The 17,667-nt window shown below is 31.7% G+C and carries 16 protein-coding genes; 10 read left to right on the forward strand and 6 right to left on the reverse strand.

The features are described 5' to 3' along the window. The first annotated feature begins 18 nt into the window (after positions 1–18). From JM80_RS03150 to JM80_RS03165, 4 genes are all read left to right on the forward strand, one after another. Positions 19–894 carry a helix-turn-helix domain-containing protein gene (locus JM80_RS03150; RefSeq protein WP_144709201.1) on the forward strand — a complete coding sequence of 292 codons (876 nt, stop codon included), beginning with the start codon at positions 19–21 and terminating at the stop codon, positions 892–894. 100 nt (positions 895–994) lie between these two features. Further along, positions 995–1,843: an NAD(P)H-binding protein gene (locus JM80_RS03155; protein WP_144709202.1), complete on the forward strand. Its 849-nt coding sequence runs from the start codon at positions 995–997 to the stop codon at positions 1,841–1,843. Between the two features lie 5 nt (positions 1,844–1,848). After that, the gene (locus tag JM80_RS03160; protein ID WP_013621017.1) at positions 1,849–2,151 is read left to right on the forward strand and encodes a DUF3861 domain-containing protein; all 303 of its coding nucleotides are present in this window, start codon (positions 1,849–1,851) and stop codon (positions 2,149–2,151) included. 164 nt (positions 2,152–2,315) lie between these two features. Beyond that, positions 2,316–2,822 carry a GNAT family N-acetyltransferase gene (locus tag JM80_RS03165; RefSeq protein ID WP_013621016.1) on the forward strand — a complete coding sequence of 169 codons (507 nt, stop codon included), beginning with the start codon at positions 2,316–2,318 and terminating at the stop codon, positions 2,820–2,822. An 11-nt stretch (positions 2,823–2,833) separates the two neighbouring features. Here JM80_RS03165 and JM80_RS03170 read toward each other — a convergent pair whose 3' ends face one another. The 5 genes from JM80_RS03170 to JM80_RS03190 all read right to left on the reverse strand — a co-directional run bounded on the left by JM80_RS03170 (position 2,834) and on the right by JM80_RS03190 (position 12,603). Continuing rightward, a complete protein-coding gene (locus JM80_RS03170) occupies positions 2,834–3,589 on the reverse strand; it encodes a LytTR family DNA-binding domain-containing protein (RefSeq protein ID WP_144709203.1) in 756 nt (251 codons plus the stop codon). A gap of 85 nt (positions 3,590–3,674) precedes the next feature. Beyond that, complete coding sequence (locus JM80_RS03175; protein ID WP_144709204.1) at positions 3,675–4,991, reverse strand: RagB/SusD family nutrient uptake outer membrane protein; 1,317 nt, start codon at positions 4,989–4,991, stop codon at positions 3,675–3,677. Positions 4,992–5,002: 11 nt separating this feature from the next. After that, a complete protein-coding gene (locus JM80_RS03180; RefSeq protein ID WP_144709205.1) occupies positions 5,003–8,341 on the reverse strand; it encodes a SusC/RagA family TonB-linked outer membrane protein in 3,339 nt (1,112 codons plus the stop codon). A 25-nt stretch (positions 8,342–8,366) separates the two neighbouring features. Beyond that, a complete protein-coding gene (locus JM80_RS03185) occupies positions 8,367–10,940 on the reverse strand; it encodes a zinc-dependent metalloprotease (protein WP_144709206.1) in 2,574 nt (857 codons plus the stop codon). 91 nt (positions 10,941–11,031) lie between these two features. After that, positions 11,032–12,603 carry a histidine kinase gene (locus JM80_RS03190; RefSeq protein ID WP_144709207.1) on the reverse strand — a complete coding sequence of 524 codons (1,572 nt, stop codon included), beginning with the start codon at positions 12,601–12,603 and terminating at the stop codon, positions 11,032–11,034. A 232-nt stretch (positions 12,604–12,835) separates the two neighbouring features. Here JM80_RS03190 and JM80_RS03195 point away from each other — a divergent pair, with 232 nt between their 5' ends. From JM80_RS03195 to JM80_RS03205, 3 genes are all read left to right on the forward strand, one after another. Further along, positions 12,836–13,555: a 3-ketoacyl-ACP reductase gene (locus JM80_RS03195; protein ID WP_013621010.1), complete on the forward strand. Its 720-nt coding sequence runs from the start codon at positions 12,836–12,838 to the stop codon at positions 13,553–13,555. Between the two features lie 67 nt (positions 13,556–13,622). Then, positions 13,623–14,006 (forward strand): hypothetical protein, encoded by a 384-nt coding sequence (locus JM80_RS03200; RefSeq protein ID WP_144709208.1) that lies wholly within the window; start codon positions 13,623–13,625, stop codon positions 14,004–14,006. A gap of 4 nt (positions 14,007–14,010) precedes the next feature. Next, positions 14,011–14,400 carry a VOC family protein gene (locus JM80_RS03205; protein WP_144709209.1) on the forward strand — a complete coding sequence of 130 codons (390 nt, stop codon included), beginning with the start codon at positions 14,011–14,013 and terminating at the stop codon, positions 14,398–14,400. Between the two features lie 3 nt (positions 14,401–14,403). Here the strand turns inward: JM80_RS03205 and JM80_RS03210 are convergent, their stop codons facing one another. Further along, positions 14,404–14,766 carry a DUF983 domain-containing protein gene (locus tag JM80_RS03210; RefSeq protein ID WP_013621007.1) on the reverse strand — a complete coding sequence of 121 codons (363 nt, stop codon included), beginning with the start codon at positions 14,764–14,766 and terminating at the stop codon, positions 14,404–14,406. A gap of 96 nt (positions 14,767–14,862) precedes the next feature. Between JM80_RS03210 and JM80_RS03215 the strand changes: the two genes are divergently transcribed. The 3 genes from JM80_RS03215 (at position 14,863) to JM80_RS03225 (ending at position 17,659) form a co-directional block, all read left to right on the forward strand. Further along, the gene (locus JM80_RS03215) at positions 14,863–15,738 is read left to right on the forward strand and encodes an AraC family transcriptional regulator (RefSeq protein WP_034644096.1); all 876 of its coding nucleotides are present in this window, start codon (positions 14,863–14,865) and stop codon (positions 15,736–15,738) included. Positions 15,739–15,770: 32 nt separating this feature from the next. Next, entirely contained in the window at positions 15,771–16,655 is an 885-nt protein-coding gene (locus JM80_RS03220) for a LysR substrate-binding domain-containing protein (protein ID WP_144709210.1), read from the forward strand. A 77-nt stretch (positions 16,656–16,732) separates the two neighbouring features. Continuing rightward, a complete protein-coding gene (locus tag JM80_RS03225) occupies positions 16,733–17,659 on the forward strand; it encodes a YeiH family protein (RefSeq protein WP_075694860.1) in 927 nt (308 codons plus the stop codon). Positions 17,660–17,667: the final 8 nt, after the last annotated feature.

A 17,667-nucleotide genomic window follows, 5' to 3' on the forward strand; every position in this document is an offset into this window, starting at 1 on the left:
TTTACTCCATTAGTATGTATGAAAAATATACAAGAGTACACCTTTAAAAAGGAACAGGAAGATTTTGGGATAAACGTATGGGAGTTAGATTATTTTTTAGCCAATTATGACATACAAAACAGAAGCATTCCGCACAGATTAAAGTTCTACGCTATAGTTTTTATAACAGAAGGCACAGGTGAGCATCTTATAGATTTTAAAACATACAGCTATAAAAAAAATGACATGTTGTTTGTTGGTAAAAATCAGACTCACGCTTGGTTAAAGCAAAAAAATGTTAAAGGTTATATTGCTATTTTCACTCAAGATTTTTTAAATGAAAATCAGCAAACATTTAAAGACCTAAGTTATAGCTACCCATACAACAGCTTTTTACACAGTCCAAAATTAACTATTACTAACACAAATACACACTACACACTTGTTACTGTTTTTGCTCTTATTTATAAAGAGTTTTCATTATCAAAAACAACTGTTAGTAAGCAAATAATACAATCGTTGCTTAGAGTAGCGTTTTTAAAAATAAAAACACTCTCTAAACAGTTTAATTTAGAGCAAAACAAATCTGATATTAGCTTGTTTATTCAATTTCAAAACCAGTTAGACAAAAATATATCTATCACAAGAAATGTAAATGAGTATTGCAAAATTTTAAACACAACTTACCGTAAATTAAATGATACCTGTAAAGTATTTACCCATAAAACCGCAAAAAGCTTTATTGACAACGTAATTATTCTTAAAGCAAAACAATACTTATCAGACCAAGATAAAAACATAAGCATAACATCTTATTTGCTTGGTTTTGAAGAGGTTTCTAATTTTTCAAAATTCTTTAAAAAACACACCAACTACACACCTAAACAATTTATAGCATCAATAAAACAAAATTAATTGTTGTAAAGATTAACAAATCTATGCAAACATTTACCTTTTTTACACTAACATAACTCACTTACTTTGCACTATACTTAAATTATAAAACAATAGTGTAATGAAGATAGCAGTAACCGCAGCAAATGGCAACTTAGGAGCTGCCATTGTAAAAGAATTAAAAACACAAATTGGAGCTGAAAATGTTATAGCTATTGCTAGAACTCCAAAAAAAGCAGAATTCCTTGGCGTAGAAGTAAGGAAAGGAGATTATGATAGTTATACCGATTTTGAATCTGCCTTAAAAGGTGTAGATAAAATACTAGTAGTTTCTGGTATGGACACTCCCAAAAAAAGGATACAGCAACACCGCAACATTATTAAAGCAGCAGAAGCTAACAGCCTAAACAAAATTGTATATACTAGTATTGTTGGCAACACAACAAATACTGCTTTTGACCCAATTATTAATAGCAACAGGCAAACAGAAAGAGATATTGAAGCCTCTAAACTAAACTGGGTAATTGGCAGAAACGGTTTGTACATAGAGCCAGACTTAGAGTATATAGAGCAGTACAAAACAAAAGGTTGTATTTGGAACAGCGCTGGCGATGGTAAATGTGCTTACACTAGTAGAGAAGAACTTGCTAATGCATATGTACAAATGTTATTAAATGACAGTATAAAATATAACGTTTACAATTTGGCAGCAACTCCTATTACACAGCAAGAACTGGCTAATGAAATAAACAAAACCTACAGCACAAAACTTACTTACAAGCAGTTAAGTTCAGAAGAATATTTAGAGGAACGAAAAGCAGAATTAGGCAATTTTATTGGCACTGTAGTTTCTGGTATTTATGACGGAATAAATAACGGTAGTTTTAATGTAGCATCTGACTATGAAAAGGTAATGAACAGAAAACACAAGTTAGTTAGTGAATTAATTAAAGACTTTAAAAATAAATAAAGAGTATGGCCACTAAAAGAAATAATAAGTACACACTACACTTACAGGAAATAGAGAAAAAAGATGGCTCTGAAGCAAATGAATTTACTGAATTTGACATAGAAAACCACGATGATATTTTAAAACTATTAAATGCAGCCAAAGGAAAACTTGGGTTTAAAGGAGATAACGAAAGTGTAGAATTTATACTTGGCATTAAACTATTTGGAGAAGTAATGCTAAGAAATAGAAAAAATCCACTTTTTGAAGAATTTCAACCTGCTTTTGCAGCATTTATGAAAAACTTAAAAAGCAATATGAGTAATTAACAAACTTAACCTACAGCTTAAAAAGTATGTTGTTACTTATTTAGGGGTAGAGCACTGGTTTAAATTGCCTTACCCCTATATTTATTTTAAGCTAGCTTATTACAAAATCACCAAGTAACCTCTAAACAAATTACAGTTTAAAAATAAAATTGTATTTTACTAGAATGTTACAAAGTCAAAGAATACAATTTACGCCCTTAAGTACCACGTACAGAAAACCACTAGAAGACCTGTTTTGCAAAAATCCGTTGGTTATGCAAAACACTTTAAAAGGTCGTGTTTTAACTGCTAATGAACTACAAAAAATAGTTGAAGATGATTTTATTACCACAACAGATGAAACTGTTGGTTTTTGGTGCTTAACAAGCAAAGAAGATAATGCTTTTATTGGTGTATCTGGCTTATTAAAGTGCAATTATCTTGGCAAAGAAAGTTATGAGTTTGGCTTTATATTAGATGATAATTTTTGGGGCAAAGGCATTGCTACAGAAATAGGTAAGTTCTGGATAGACTACGCTAAAAACGAACTTAATTTAACTGAAATTTTAGCTACCGCTAGCCCAGAAAACCACGCATCTAGGAGAGTTTTAGAAAAGTTAGATTTGCAAATGGTACGCCAATTTACATCTAAAGAACGTGGAGCAAGGTTGTTGTTTAGCAAAAAACTATAAACACCAAGCAGCTACTTATCTAACCAAATTTTAAAATTTTTAACCTCAAACTTGCTTACTAAAATAGGTTTTGTACTTGCGTGTGCCACTTTTAGGTTTAATTCTATTTTTTGCGGATTATGTTTTACAATCTCTTTTATAGCATTTATGTGTATAATATAATTTCTGTTTACTTTAAAAAAGATCTCAGTGTTTAGTTTTTCTGATATATCTCTTAACGTGTCTTTATACAAGTAATTTTCAGATGTGGTTGTAAATAAAAAAAGATTTTTTCCTTCGCTATAAAAAAAGGCAACCTCAGCACTTTCTATAGATTTTAGCTGATGACCAGACTGCACTAAAAAACGCTCTTGCTGTGTTTTTCCATCTAAAGCCTCTAAGGATTTTGCGGTATTGTAAAATGAAAAATTTTCTTTTATCTGCGTATACTTTTGCAATGCCTTATACACATCTTTAGCTTCAAAAGGCTTAAGTAAATAGTCTATTGTAAAGTGTTTAAATACACGTATGGCATAATCATCATAAGCTGTAGTGAAAACAATAGGAGCAGTAATATTTGTTTGTGTAAAGGCCTCTAAACTTTTACCATCACCTAAGTGAATGTCCATAAAAATTAAATCTGGCTTGGCATCATTAAAAAAAGACACCATTTCTTGCACAGAACCCAAATGTATTATTTTAGTTACAGGCACAACACTTTGCGCTTTTAGCAAACCAATTAAATAATCTGCTGCCAAATCTTCATCTTCTACTACAACTACAAGCATATTATTTTTTGCATAAAAATAAAAAAACCCGATAAAATTATCGGGTTTAGTTGAACAATAATTGCTCGCTGACTAACTCGTAATATTATAATTCCGGGTTATTTAATCTTGCATCTGCAGGAAATGTCAAAGTATATCGTGGATCATTTTCACTTAACTGAAAGTCTACACCGCTTAAAGTGTGTGTTATTACCTTTTGGTTACTTCTTCTTAAATCAAACCAACGGTGACCTTCTAGCGCCAATTCTCTCCAACGTTCTTCATATAACTCTTGCATAAACTCATTAGCAGACATTGGGTTAATAGCTGTTGCTAAATTAGCCATATATGCACTTTGGTAACGATTTTGCATAAATGCCAACAAGGTAGCTTTTGCATCCTCTAAAGCTCCTAGTTTTGCCTGTGCTTCGGCTTTTATTAAAACCAACTCAGACACTCTAAATGAACAATTAAACTCTTGCTCACCGCCTTTTGCTGCTTTGTAGTTACTACCATCTTCAGAAAAATACAATCCAAACCTTAAATCGTTTGCTGTATCATAAATAGCTAATAAATCATCAGAAATAAAAGAACTATTTCTAACACTAGGATCAAACACATCTTCTAATGCCATGATAGACTCCACAGATGTGTATAAATTTGGCAATTGTGGCGTGTCATTTAAATTAACAAGCTCTTTATTTAAAGCTAAAGCAGCATTAGCAGCCGTTAAAGCGGCTTCACTATTATTCATATACGTATGCACACGAGCCTCTAAGGCTAAAATTGCTGTTTTAGTAAATCTGTAATTTAAACCAGCATCAAACTTAGTAACATTTAATAGCGACTTTGCCTTTTCTATATCTATTAGCACTTGGTTATACACTTCTTGCACAGATACAGGTACAAAAACCTGCTCTAGATCTATCCCCAAAGCCAAAGGAACTCCAGTATCTGTTGCTGCAGTTGTAGCATTATAAGGTACTCCATAAAGGTTAACCAAATCAAAATGTGCATAAGCACGAAGTGCATAAGCCTCTCCCAATAATTGATTTTTTTCTGCTGATTCTTCAATTTTTTCTGCACCATCTTCTATAACATGATTAGTGTAAAAAATAGAGTTATACACTTGTATATAAGGGTAAGGTGCCGTTTGCGGATCTGGATTGGCATCTTTCCAAGAATACACATCTTTGTACGATGTAAAATCAAAACTATTTTCATCTAAAATTAACTCATCTGCCCTGTAAGCAACCCTAGATTTTTGCTCCGGAAAAACATCATATCCTTTTGTTAGTACCGCTCTAAATTCTTCTAGAGATTCTGGTATAACTTTTCCTTCTGGTTCAATTTCTAAATAATCATCGCAGCTTACAGCAAAAAATGCTACTAATGCTACTAGATATATATATTTTTGTTTCATTATTTACTATTTTAAAAAGTTACATTTAACCCTATTGCAATTGTTTTGGCTATAGGCTGCGCATATATGTTTCCGTAGGTTTCAGGATCAAAATAACCGTTATAATCAGACCCAAATACCAACAAGTTTTTACCCTCTAGACTTAAGCGGAAGCTATTAATATTTAGCTTGGTAGTTAAGCTTTTAGGAAAACTGTAGCCAACACGCATACTATTAATTCTTATATAACTCATTTCTTTAACCCAAGTATCTAACAAAGGCATTGTTTCTACTGGATTTAAGCCCCCAAACCACTTGTAGGCCATCCAAGAATCTCCTGTGCCAGATGTTTCACCTACAATAGCTGGCAAATTACTATCTGTATTTGTAGCAGACCAAGCATCTAAAACTCTAGCAGAATAGTTTTGCCCACGATCTAATTGTGTACCATTATAAGGTTGGCGCTCTACAACTGTCTGTTTTAAGTTAAAGTTAGCAGCAACAGTAAAATCTAAATTTTTAAATTTAAAAGTGTTTATAATACCGCCACTATATTTAGGATCCTGGTCTCCTACATATGTAAACAGGTTTCTAAATTCTTCATTAGTTAACTCTGACTCTGTTAAAAAGCCTGGGAAAAAATCTGCCCAAGGATCTTTTAACTTAAAAAAGTCTACAGCAGAAACAGCCTCATCTCCACGTTTAAATAATGGGTAACCACTTTCATCTATACCAGCTGTTTTTAAAGCAAATACAGCATTTACTGGCAAACCTTCTCTAGATGGTAAAAAGCTATTATCTCTAACCTGTATTTTATCTACGTTACTTTTATTGTGAGATATATTAATGTTTGTAGTCCAAGAAAAATCTTTAGTTACAATGTTTCTTGTAGACAAGCTAATCTCATACCCTTTATTAGTTACCTCTGCCCAGTTTAGGTTGGTAAACTCAAATCCATTTTCTAATGGCACAGAACGCAAACCAATTAAATCTGTACTGTTACGCTTATAAACATCTGCAGCAATATTAATTCTACCATTAAACAAACCTAAATCCATACCAACATTGGTATTAGTTGTTTTTTCCCAACGCAACTTAGCATTTGGCGGTGATGTAACTACAATTGTTTCTTCTGATGTACCAGGCAAAATGCTAGTAGTGTCATACTCACCAATTACAAACGGCGAAGTATTACGGTCTATATTACCTTGCAAACCATAAGATCCTCTAAAGCGTAAGTTAGATATAACATCACTTGTTTTTAAAAAGTCTTCTTCACTAGCCAACCAAGATCCAGAAACAGACCATAATGGCAAATATTTATATTTAGGATCTACTCCAAATAAGTTAGACCCATCATAACGTACGCTACCAAAAAATGTGTATTTACGGTCATAGGTATAAGAACCTGTAGCGTAAAAAGATGCGTATGCATTTTCTGCAGTAGTCTTATCATACGTTTGATAAGTACTTTCATTAGCTGTATCTTCATTAGGAAAAATTATAGGTGTAGTAGTTAACGTATTTTTATTATACCCAAAACCACGACTCATAATATTAGTATACTTAGAGCGTCTAAACTCAGACCCCAACAAACCTTCTACTTCATGTTTACCAAAGCTAGCATCATACGTTAGTAAAGATTTCCAGTTGTACTGAAAAAAATCTTCGTTCCAGTTTTGTATAATTCCACCTTCTGGTAAAAAGTAATAATAATCACTTATACTAGAGTCGTAACGTCTACTTTTTTCACGCTCTTTTCTAGAAAAATACGTTTCTTCCCCAGCATACTTTTCAGTGCTAGTTTTATCAAATTGCAACCCTAGTTGTGTAGATAATGTAAGGTTGTTTGTAATTTTATAAGCACCATCAAAAATTGCCTTTACAGCTTGGTTTTTTAAATCGTATGCCGTGTTTTCTCTTTCTTCTAAAAAGTTAAATGGCACATATCTACCGTCTGTACCCTCTATATCTTGGTCGTAATTGTAAGACCCATCTTCTGCATAAGGCATAAAATAAGGGTTTACATTTCTGCTGTAATTTGCCGGGTTAGTAAATGCATCTGTACCCGTTAAGTACGACTCTTTTTTAGATTGAGAAAGAAAAATAGAAGCACCAGCACTTAGGCGATCACTAATATCAAAATTATTTTTAAGAGTGATATTGTAACGCTCTAACCCTGTACCAATAGTAGTACCTTCTTCATCATAATAACCTAAAGAAAAGTAATAGTCTGATGTATCTGTACCTCCAGAAATTCCTAAGCTATACTGTGTGTTTACACTAGTTTGGTATAGTAAATCTCCCCAATTAGCATTGTTATTTTTTAATGTATTTATCTGAGATTGAGTTGCAGAACTTAATGAAGAAAAACCACTAGTTTGATACGTTCCTAATTCGCCAGAATTATTTAAAATACGTGCAACCTCACCTTTATTAGTTCTAAAATCTAAATCTGTACGTGCTGCTAAACCAAGTTCAAAATCTACTTTTTGTTCAGAGTTCATTAGGTTTAACTCATCAAAATTAGGCTTTGTAGAAAAAAACGTGTTTGCAGAAAAGTTAACTCTCATTTTACCGCTTTTTCCTCTTTTAGTAGTAACTACAATTACACCATTAGCCGCTCTTGCACCATAAATAGCAGTGGCAGCAGCATCTTTTAAAATGGTAATATCTTCTATATCACTAGGGTTTAAACCAGCAATAGCGTAGTTACGTAATTGATCTATATTGTCTTTATCACTAAAATCTGGCACATCATTACCCTCTAAAGGCAACCCATCTACAACCCATAACGGATCTTGTGGGCCAGATAAAGATGCTGTTCCTCTAATTCTAATTTTAGCAGGTGCTCCTGGTGCTCCTGTTTGTGTGGTAGCAACTACACCGGCAACCTGGCCTTGCAATAATTGATCTACACTAGCAACACCAATTTGCTCAATATCATCCATTTTAACCTTAGCTACGGATGATGTTAACTTTCTCTTCTCTACCTTTTGGTATCCTGTTAAAATAACCTCATCTAAACTATCTACATTTTCTTTTAAAGAAATAGTATAGTTATTAGCAGCAGTTAAGTTTATGGTTTTAGTTTGATAACCTAAATAAGAAACTGTAATTTGTGTTATTGCAGCTGGTATTTTTAAAGAAAACTTACCATTAAAGTCTACAACAACACCAATAGATGTATTTTCTATTACACCAGCAACGCCGGTTTCATTGGCAATCATATTTTTAGAGACGTAAACCGATGCTCCTGGCAAAGGCATACCGTCTTCTGCTCCTATTACCTCTCCGGTAATTGTTCTCGTATCCTGTGCCCACGCTGCTGTAACAGCCACAAAGAATAACGTAAAAAGGAATTTATTCATAAAAATTGGTATTTAGGGGTTAAAATTAGAATTTTAATGTGTTTTTAATACGATAAATCAAATCATTATAATGCGCTTGCGTATTTGCATCTCCTTTACGCTTCTTTTTTAACAACAATTGCAATACATTTTGCAACTCTTGGCGCTTGTATGACGCTATTTCTGATGTACGCGTCATAGAACTATAATTAATATTACGTGCTTGCTTTTCTTCAGCCAAAGCAACAGCACAAAAGCTAGTTGTAGTAAAAAAGTTTGCTGTATTAAGTTTTTTAACTGTGGTTTTTTCTAAAATTTTTTGTGTGTCAATTAGCAAAACATCTACATAGTTTTTCTGTGTCATACGCTCTACTAAGGTTAAAGACGCACCTTTTTTAGTGCTTTTAAAAATGTACGAACGCAAATCTCTAAACAAATCTTGTACTGTGTAGCGCGCCTGATGCTCTGGGTTGTACAAATTGGTTTCTACCATACGCAGTAAGCGCTCATTAGAAAGTAACTTATATAACGTATTGTATTGTAAAGACCTAGACAAGGTATAAGGTGCTTGCTCAAAAGGTCCTAAAGGAGAGTCTTTAATTGCGTATGTATGTTTTAAAACCGGATTAAAAAATAACCACTCTGGTATTGTAAATACATTTTTGTTTAAGTAAGCAACAGCATCTTTCTGCAATTGGTAAGGCACTGGTTGGTAACTTTGTTTACCGTCTTTATGTAGTGTATTATTTAAGTAAATACCACCAACATTATTAGTAACATGGTCATTATACATGTTCCACTGTCCAATAATACCCATATACAATTTACCCGTATTGTAATAATCATCTCCTTCTTGGTATGTCCACTCCTCTAAATTGTCTGCAACACGCTGTAAATTTTTAAGTCCGTATGTGCTTGCTGTCATTGAATTATCTCCTAAATCTTCAGATTGAGACCTAGGATCTATAGTGTTTAAATATGGCTGCTGCTCTCCATAAAAGTAAAGTGGGTTGTTAGCATGGCTATTCACCAATGCTTTTAATTGTTTTTTTTCTTCTAGTGGCGACTTAAACCATTGGTACCCCCACTGTATTGCGTACGTATCATAAACACCTATTTTAGGAGTTATAGCTGTTACATTATCTTCTGGTTGTGCAACATAATTGTAACGAGCATAATCCATTATTGATGGCGCAGTACCACCCATTTTATCTGTAAATGTTTTAGATCGAAGAGAATCTACCGGAAAACTATGTGAAGCTCCCATATTATGCTTTAATCCAAAAGTATGGCCTACTTCATGAGAAGACACAAATCTAATTGCTTCTCCCATATGCGCATCATTAAAAACATTACCTCTAGACTTGCTATCTATTGGTCCTGTTTGTATACGCATCCAACTTTGTAAAGATGTCATTACGTTATGCCACCAAATAATATCTGCCTCTATAATTTCTCCGCTTCGTGGATCTACAACAGATGGCCCCATAGCATTTGCTTGTGGAGATGCTGCATAAGTAATTACAGAATAACGCACATCATCTATATCAAAATCTTTATCATTAGCATCTGGTTCTTTTGCTATAATTGCATTTTTAAAACCTGCTTTTTCAAAAGCTATCTGCCAATCTTTTACACCTTGTATTATATAACTTCTCCACTGTTTAGGTGTTGCAGGATCTATATAATAAACAATTGGTTTTTTTGGTTCTACCAATTTACCACTTAAGTACCTATCTACATCTTCTGGTTTAGGCTCTAAACGCCACCTAGTAATAAACTCTTGCTTTTTCATAGCCTGTTGTTTATCATTAAAATACCAGTGTTTTTCTGTAAAGTAACCTACACGCTTATCTAATTCTCTTGCTTGCATTGGTATTTTTGGCAACAATACTATGTTGCTAGTTACCCCTAATGTAACGTACATAGCTGGCCCACCTTCATTAACCGTTGTGGTTAACTGAGACTTAACTACAACATTTTCTGGAAACGACTTTATTTTTTGAATATATGACAAATCGCTTTTAACGCTACCGCCTAAACCAACATTATTTAGCACATCATTAAAGCTTTTTTCTTTTCCATTAAAAACCTTATTAACCTTTATTAATGGTGCATTTGTTTTAGGATTGTAACTTTCAATATCAAATTTTTCTATAATAGACTCTGCAAAATTGTCTTTTACAGATAAGGTTATAGCATCATTTTTAGGAGAAGAAACCATTGGGTTACTAGTTTTAACCCAAATTGTTTTAGACAAACTATCTTTATGAAACGTAATTAATTTATTTTCATAATTCATTCCTTTATTTAAACCGTGCTCATTTATTGCTAAAGGAACCTGAGATATTTTATTTACTATTAAAAACTCTCTAGTAAAAAGACTATCTGGAATTTCAAAGTAATAATCGGTATCAGTTTTAATTACACTAAACAAGCCTTTAGTTACTGTTGCATCTTTTAAAAGTTTAGTATAATCCTTATACCCTTTATTTAGGCTATCTTTAGATTGTTCTTTATCTTTTTTATTCTCTTTTTGAGCAGAAACACCAATTGTATTTCCTAAAAAAAGAATAAATAGCACTATTTTAACTATAAATGCAGACTGATTTTTACGCATAATGAGGTTATAATTTTGCCTAAAAATCTGTGTTTTACTAAATACTCACAAAAAAAGGAGAGTGAGTGGATATTATTAAGGAGTGAATGGATTATTTAATAATTATGTAAGGTAAATGACAAATGTATTGTGAATTTTTCTGATAATTTGTGAAGTTATTTACATTATAATAAGCGTAAATATTTTTTAGATAGTCTATTCCAAAGTGATTACTTTTTTGTGGTGTAGCTATAGGTTGGTAATTATTTACAACCTTTATATCATCTTCAGCTAAATGTACCGTTATTAAAAGTGGCTTAACTTTAGTTGCCGCATTGTGCTTAATAGCATTTTCTACAAGGGTTTGTAATGCTAAAAACGGAATATACTTGTGTTCTACTACATTTACATTACCCAAAATAGTTACTTCTAAACTTTTACCAAAACGTGTTTGTTGTAAATAAATATATTCATTAAGCAGTTCTAACTCATTTTTTACAAGGGTAATATTGTTTGCTGGCGGTGTAATAAAATAACGGTAGAGCTTAGAGAGCTTTAATGCAAAGGTTTTAGATTTTTCTTTATTTATATCTATTAACATATACAAAGAGTTAAGAGCGTTAAATAAAAAATGTGGATTTATCTGCTCTTTTAATTGCTGCAATTGCAAAAAAGAACTCTCTTTTTCTGCAATTTGGTTCTGTACAATTAAATTATTTTTCTCCTTTAGTAAACGCTCCTTTTCTTTGTACTGTTTTTTAACTCTTTCATTAAAAAAGTAAAATACAAATAGTAGTAATATGGTAGATATACCATAGATTAGAAAAGTGTATTGCCTAATTTTAGTAACATTTTCTTCACTAATATTTTTAGGAGAACTTACTGCAATATACCAAGAGGTTTCTTTTAATTGCAAGGGCTGTAAGTAACGTATAACATCTAATTGTAAATACTCAGACTTTACAACGCTTGGCACCTGATTATTAACTGTTAACTCTATGGTATCCTTAGGAGATATAGAACTAAATGTAAACACACTTTTACCTAATAAATTTTCATCTGGATGTAACAAAACCAAACCATCTTTATTAAAAACATAAGCGTAATTAATAGATTTAGAGTCTACGTTTGCAAAATAACGTTGCAAATCTTTTAATGCTATATCATACCCTAAAAATAGAGAGTCTTTTGTAGCAGTAACTACAGCAAGCTTGTTACGCCAAACATACCCAGTAGAAGTAGGCACAATTACACTTTGCTTTTTTACTACAGCTAACGATTTATTTTTGTTTTTAGAAGATAAAACAGTGTCTTGCAAGGTTTCTATAGATGCTTGCGAATCTGTATACTGCGTAAACGAAACTTTTTGCCAAGAGATTAAGGAATCTAATTGTTTTGGCTGAAAAGAAATCCAAGTATTAAAATTTTGTTGCAAATCATTAACCGAATTAGACCTATTTACAATAGTTTCAATTCTAGTTAAAAAATTTTCTAAACGTGTTAATTCTTGGTAAACATCATCATATTTTTCCATAAAATTACGCTTAGCAATATCTTCGCTAACAATAGTAATTTCATCTGTAATTAAATAACTTAATGCTAGAGTACTAAACACTGTAACTATAACCATTACTAATACCAGAGTGGTGTATTTAATTTTAGAAAAAAAGCGAATAATACTCATACAGGAAAGAAGGTTATAATGGCTACAAATGTAAATAAACAAAATTGAGTTTTTGAAATTAAAGTACAATCCATAAATTATAATATGCAACTACCTAATTCATAGCAACCATAAAAATCTTAACAAAAAACCAACATTATTACTTACCTCAAAAACTTAATTGTTCTATACTTTTGTTAAACTCTTAAATAAAATAATACGCTTTACGTATTTAAAATAACACATAAGAATAATGGAAAATATAAAAGGACAAAAAGCTCTTATTACTGGTGGCAGTAGAGGTCTTGGTAAAGCAACAGCTTTGGCTCTTGCTAATGAGGGTGTAGCGGTAGCAATTACAGGAAGAAATAAAGAAACTTTAGAAAAAACAGTTGCAGAAATTAAGGCTCTGGGTGTAGAGGCAACCTATGCCGCTTTTGATGTTGGCAACCCAGAAGAGGTAAAAAAAGGAATTGCATCTATATTTAATGATTTTAAAAGCATAGACATTTTAATTAACAACGCTGGTATTGCTGCCTTTGGATCTTTTAATGATATGGAAGCTGACCAGTGGACACAAATTTTACAAACCAATGTACTAGGTGTTTATTATGTAACAAAAGAAGTATTACCACATTTAATTGAAAAAAATTCTGGAGATATTATTAACATATCTTCTACTGCCGGTTTAAATGGTAATGCAAACACATCTGCTTATTCTGCTTCTAAATTTGCTGTTATTGGCATGTCTGAGTCATTGATGAAAGAAGTACGCAAAAATAACATTAGAGTAAACACCCTTACACCAAGTACAATTGCATCAGATATGTCTATAGATTTAGGCATTGCAGATAAAGACTCTAAAGATAGTGTACTGCAGCCTGAAGACTTTGCAGAGCTAATTGTTGCTGGTTTAAAACTACCAAGAAGAGCTATGCTTAAAAACGCTTCATTATGGTCTACAAATCCTTAAAATAATTAGTATTGCGCTAATGTATATTAGCGCAATACATCATCAAGTTTATACTTAAAAACATCTAATGTCTACACCTATGTCTTTAGAGAAAAAACCAAATAAACTTGAGTCTAAAAAAAGCTTTTATAAAACTATAGAAAACTACTACAACCCTATAGTTAACGACAAAATACCAAATGGTTTATTGTTAAATTTATATTCTTATTTAGCAAAATCGCAGCATAAAATATACAAAGCTCTCAGAAAAAAGCACCCCAAATCTAAAGCACGCTATTCTTCTTTTAAAACAAAAGACCTACACTACCCTTTTACGCAATATGGTATTACAAATTTTTTAAAAGAAAAAGATGCTGTAAATTACACAACCTATTGCAAAATACTTTTTAAAATGAATGACGAAGAACTTGCAAAGTATTTAAAAGAAAAACACACATACGAAACAAAATAAGAAAATGAATACTATTAAAAATGCTACACTTTTAGTTTTTAATTATGATGATGCAATAGCATTTTACACTAAAAAACTAAATTTTATTTTGACTGAAGATGTACCACTTGATAACGGAAAAAGATGGATTACAATACAAGCAAAAGACCAACCTAATTTTGCATTGGTAGTAACACTTGCAAATACAGACTTGCAAAAAGCAACTGTAGGTAAGCAAGCTGGTGATGGTGTTGCTTTTTTTATGCAAACCAATACGCTAGAAAAAGACTTTAGTACTTTTAGTAAAAACGGAGTTGAATTTTTACAAAAACCCACAAAACATCCCTATGGTACAGTTGCAATTTTTAAAGATTTGTACGGTAATAAGTGGGACTTAATAGAGTCTGTTAAATAGCAATTAGGCTTTCTTTTCTTTATAAAAAAGATAAATCCAAATAATTCTAGAGTATCTGTAGTTAAAAGTGCTTAAAATAAGAGCAAAAAACAGTACACCAAAAAAAGTATACAGAATTGGCATTTTCAAAATAAAATAAAAAAGAATAGAAAATGCAATAAATTCTGCCACAGCCAACGCATAACTAACAAACATTGCCCCAAAGAAAAAGCCAGGTTCTTTCTCAAACTTAAAATTGCAGTTTTTACACACAGCATCCATCTCCGGAATAGACAGTAAAAACAACCCTTGCGCAGCATTAAAAATACTTCTTTTTTTACACTGCGGACATTTTCCCTTTAAAAGCGATGATACTAAACTTGCCATAACTTATTTTTTTAAGCAAAGGTAAAGTGCTTATCCCATAAAAAAGCTATACATATTTCTCCATTTTTTGTACATTTAAGACATTTATAAAATTGTATGAAGATTATTCCTGTATTAAATATTAAACAATTTGAACATAGAGTTCCCTTAACAGACTTTTATAGTAATGATTTAAGCACACATTTACATAAAAACGCAGCTGTTGTAAATAAGCCACATAGCCATAACTTTTACCTATGTGTAATATTTACAAAAGGCAAAGGAACTCATGAAATAGATTTTAATAGTTATGAGGTTAATACTGGTAGTGTTTTCTTTTTAAAACCAGGGCAAACTCATTATTGGAAATTTACAAATACACCAGAGGGTTACATTTTTTTTCATACGCAAGATTTTTATGAGCTGCATTTTTCAACCAGTAAATTAGAACAATTTCCTTTTTACTATTCACACAAAAACACTCCTCATATAACGGTAAACAAAAATGTACTTGCACAACTAATTACCAATTACAGAAGTATTAACCAAGAGTATTACGCCAATTTACCCTATAAAAAACAAAAAATAGCCAGTTTACTACACACTGTGTATATAGATTTGGCTAGGCAATATAACAAAGAGGCTCCTACTACAGAAACAAACTCTGTTGCATATATAGAAACCTTACGTGCTTTGGAACAAGAAATTGAAATACATTTTAAAACTGAAAAATCTGCCCAGTTTTACGCAGACAAATTACATATTACCGCAAAGCACTTAAATAGAGTTTGCAAAACAACATTAAATAAAACTACAACAGAACTAATTACAGAACGCGTAATATTAGAGTCTAAAAGATTGTTAGTACACTCTAAAAACACTATGTCATCAATTTCTGAAAACTTGGGTTTTAAAGACTATGCTTACTTTTCAAAAGTATTTAAATCTAAAACTAAACTAACACCACTAGAGTTTAAAAAAAGTTATAAGTAATTTTGTAGATATTAGCTGCTAAATTTTCATCTATGAAAAACAAATTACATATATTTAAAACCGTTGCACAACACGCTAGTTTTACCAAAGCAGCAGAGCAGCTATTTATATCTCAGCCTGCTGTATCAAAAGCAATAAGAAATTTAGAAGACGATTATAAGTGTGCTTTTTTTATTAGAAAAAGAAACTCTATAGAACTAACCACTAATGGCAAAGCGTTTTTGGTGTATGTAAACAGAATTTTAGACATCTATGCAGAAATTGATCAGCAATTTTTATACAAAGAAAAAACATACCCAGATGAAATTAGCTTTGGTGCAAGTACTACAATTGCCAATTATATTTTGCCAAAAGTAATAGCTAAGTTTAAAACTCAGTTTCCTAATACCAATATTAAAATTGATAGTGAAAACTCTGATGAAATTGAAGAATTAATTTTAAATCAACAAATAGATTTTGGAATTACAGAAGGCAAAAACACAAATCCAAAGTTGCATTTTACTAAGTTTATTAAAGATGAAATTGTACTGGTAACCAACAGTAAAAATAGCAACCACAAAAAAGGAATAATTAACTTAGATGAGTTAAAAAACTTACCTATAATAGAACGTGAAATAGGTTCTGGCACAAAAAAAAATATTCAACAATTTTTACAACAAAACAATATTAAAAAACTAAATACAGTAGTTACCCTAAACAGTACAGAAGCCATAAAAAATTACCTGTATTACGCTAACAGTTATGCTCTATTGTCTATAAATGCAGTTACAGAAGATCTGCTGCACAACAAGCTAAAAGTTATTGACATTAAAAACTTTAGCATAGAGCGTTGGTTCTACTTTGTTTCTAGAACAGGTTACCAAAATACTACTATGACTAATTTTGAAAAATACATACGCAACAATCATAACTTTTAGTTATACTACATAGCATTAATGTTTGCAGAACAGTTATATGTTAACTGTACTTTTGTATCAGATTAAAATAGTTTGATATGAATACCACAATTACAAAACTCGTATATTTTAGCATAGTTATAGCTGCAATAACAGGATACTTAAATAGTGCTACAGCACTAACTTTAGGTTTTGTTTTTACGTTAATATTTAAAAACCCTTTTAAAGTACATAGTCATATGGCCATACACTACTTTTTAAAAATATCTGTAGTTGGTTTGGGGTTTGGTATGTTTATAAAAGAGACATTGCAAACAGGTAAAGAAGGTTTAAGTCTTACCTTTTTATCTATTGTACTTACAGTAAGCTTAGGTCTAATTTTAGCAAAATTTTTAAAAATAGATCTAAAGCTTGGGCATTTAATCACCTCAGGCACATCTATATGCGGTGGTAGTGCTATTGCTGCTATTGCACCTGTTATAAAAGCCAATGGTAAAACAATAAGCATTGCCCTTGGTGTTGTATTTTTATTAAACTCTATTGCCTTATTTGTGTTCCCTGCTGTTGGGCATTGGTTAGGACTAAATCAGTCTCAATTTGGACTATGGTGTGCTATTGCCATACACGATACAAGCTCTGTTGTTGGCGCAGCATTAGATTACGGAGACCAAGCACTTAAAATAGCCACAACCGTAAAACTATCAAGAACTTTATGGATTATACCTCTTTCTATAGTATCAATGTTTATTTTTAAAACTAAAGGAGAAAAAATAAGAATACCTTATTTTATTTTACTCTTTATAGGCGCTATACTTATAAATAGCTACCATATTTTACCAGCTTTTGTTACAACAAACATTGTTTTATACTCTAAACGCTTGTTAGTACTAACTCTTTTTATTGTAGGCACAACCATATCTGTAAAAGACCTTAAATCTACAGGCTCTAAGCCAATTGTTTTAGCCGTTTGCTTATGGCTTTTTATCTCGGTTTTTTCTTTAACTTACATTCTAAACACAAAATAACAATTGGT

This window comes from Cellulophaga sp. RHA_52 (assembly GCF_007827205.1).
Classification (GTDB): domain Bacteria; phylum Bacteroidota; class Bacteroidia; order Flavobacteriales; family Flavobacteriaceae; genus Cellulophaga; species Cellulophaga lytica.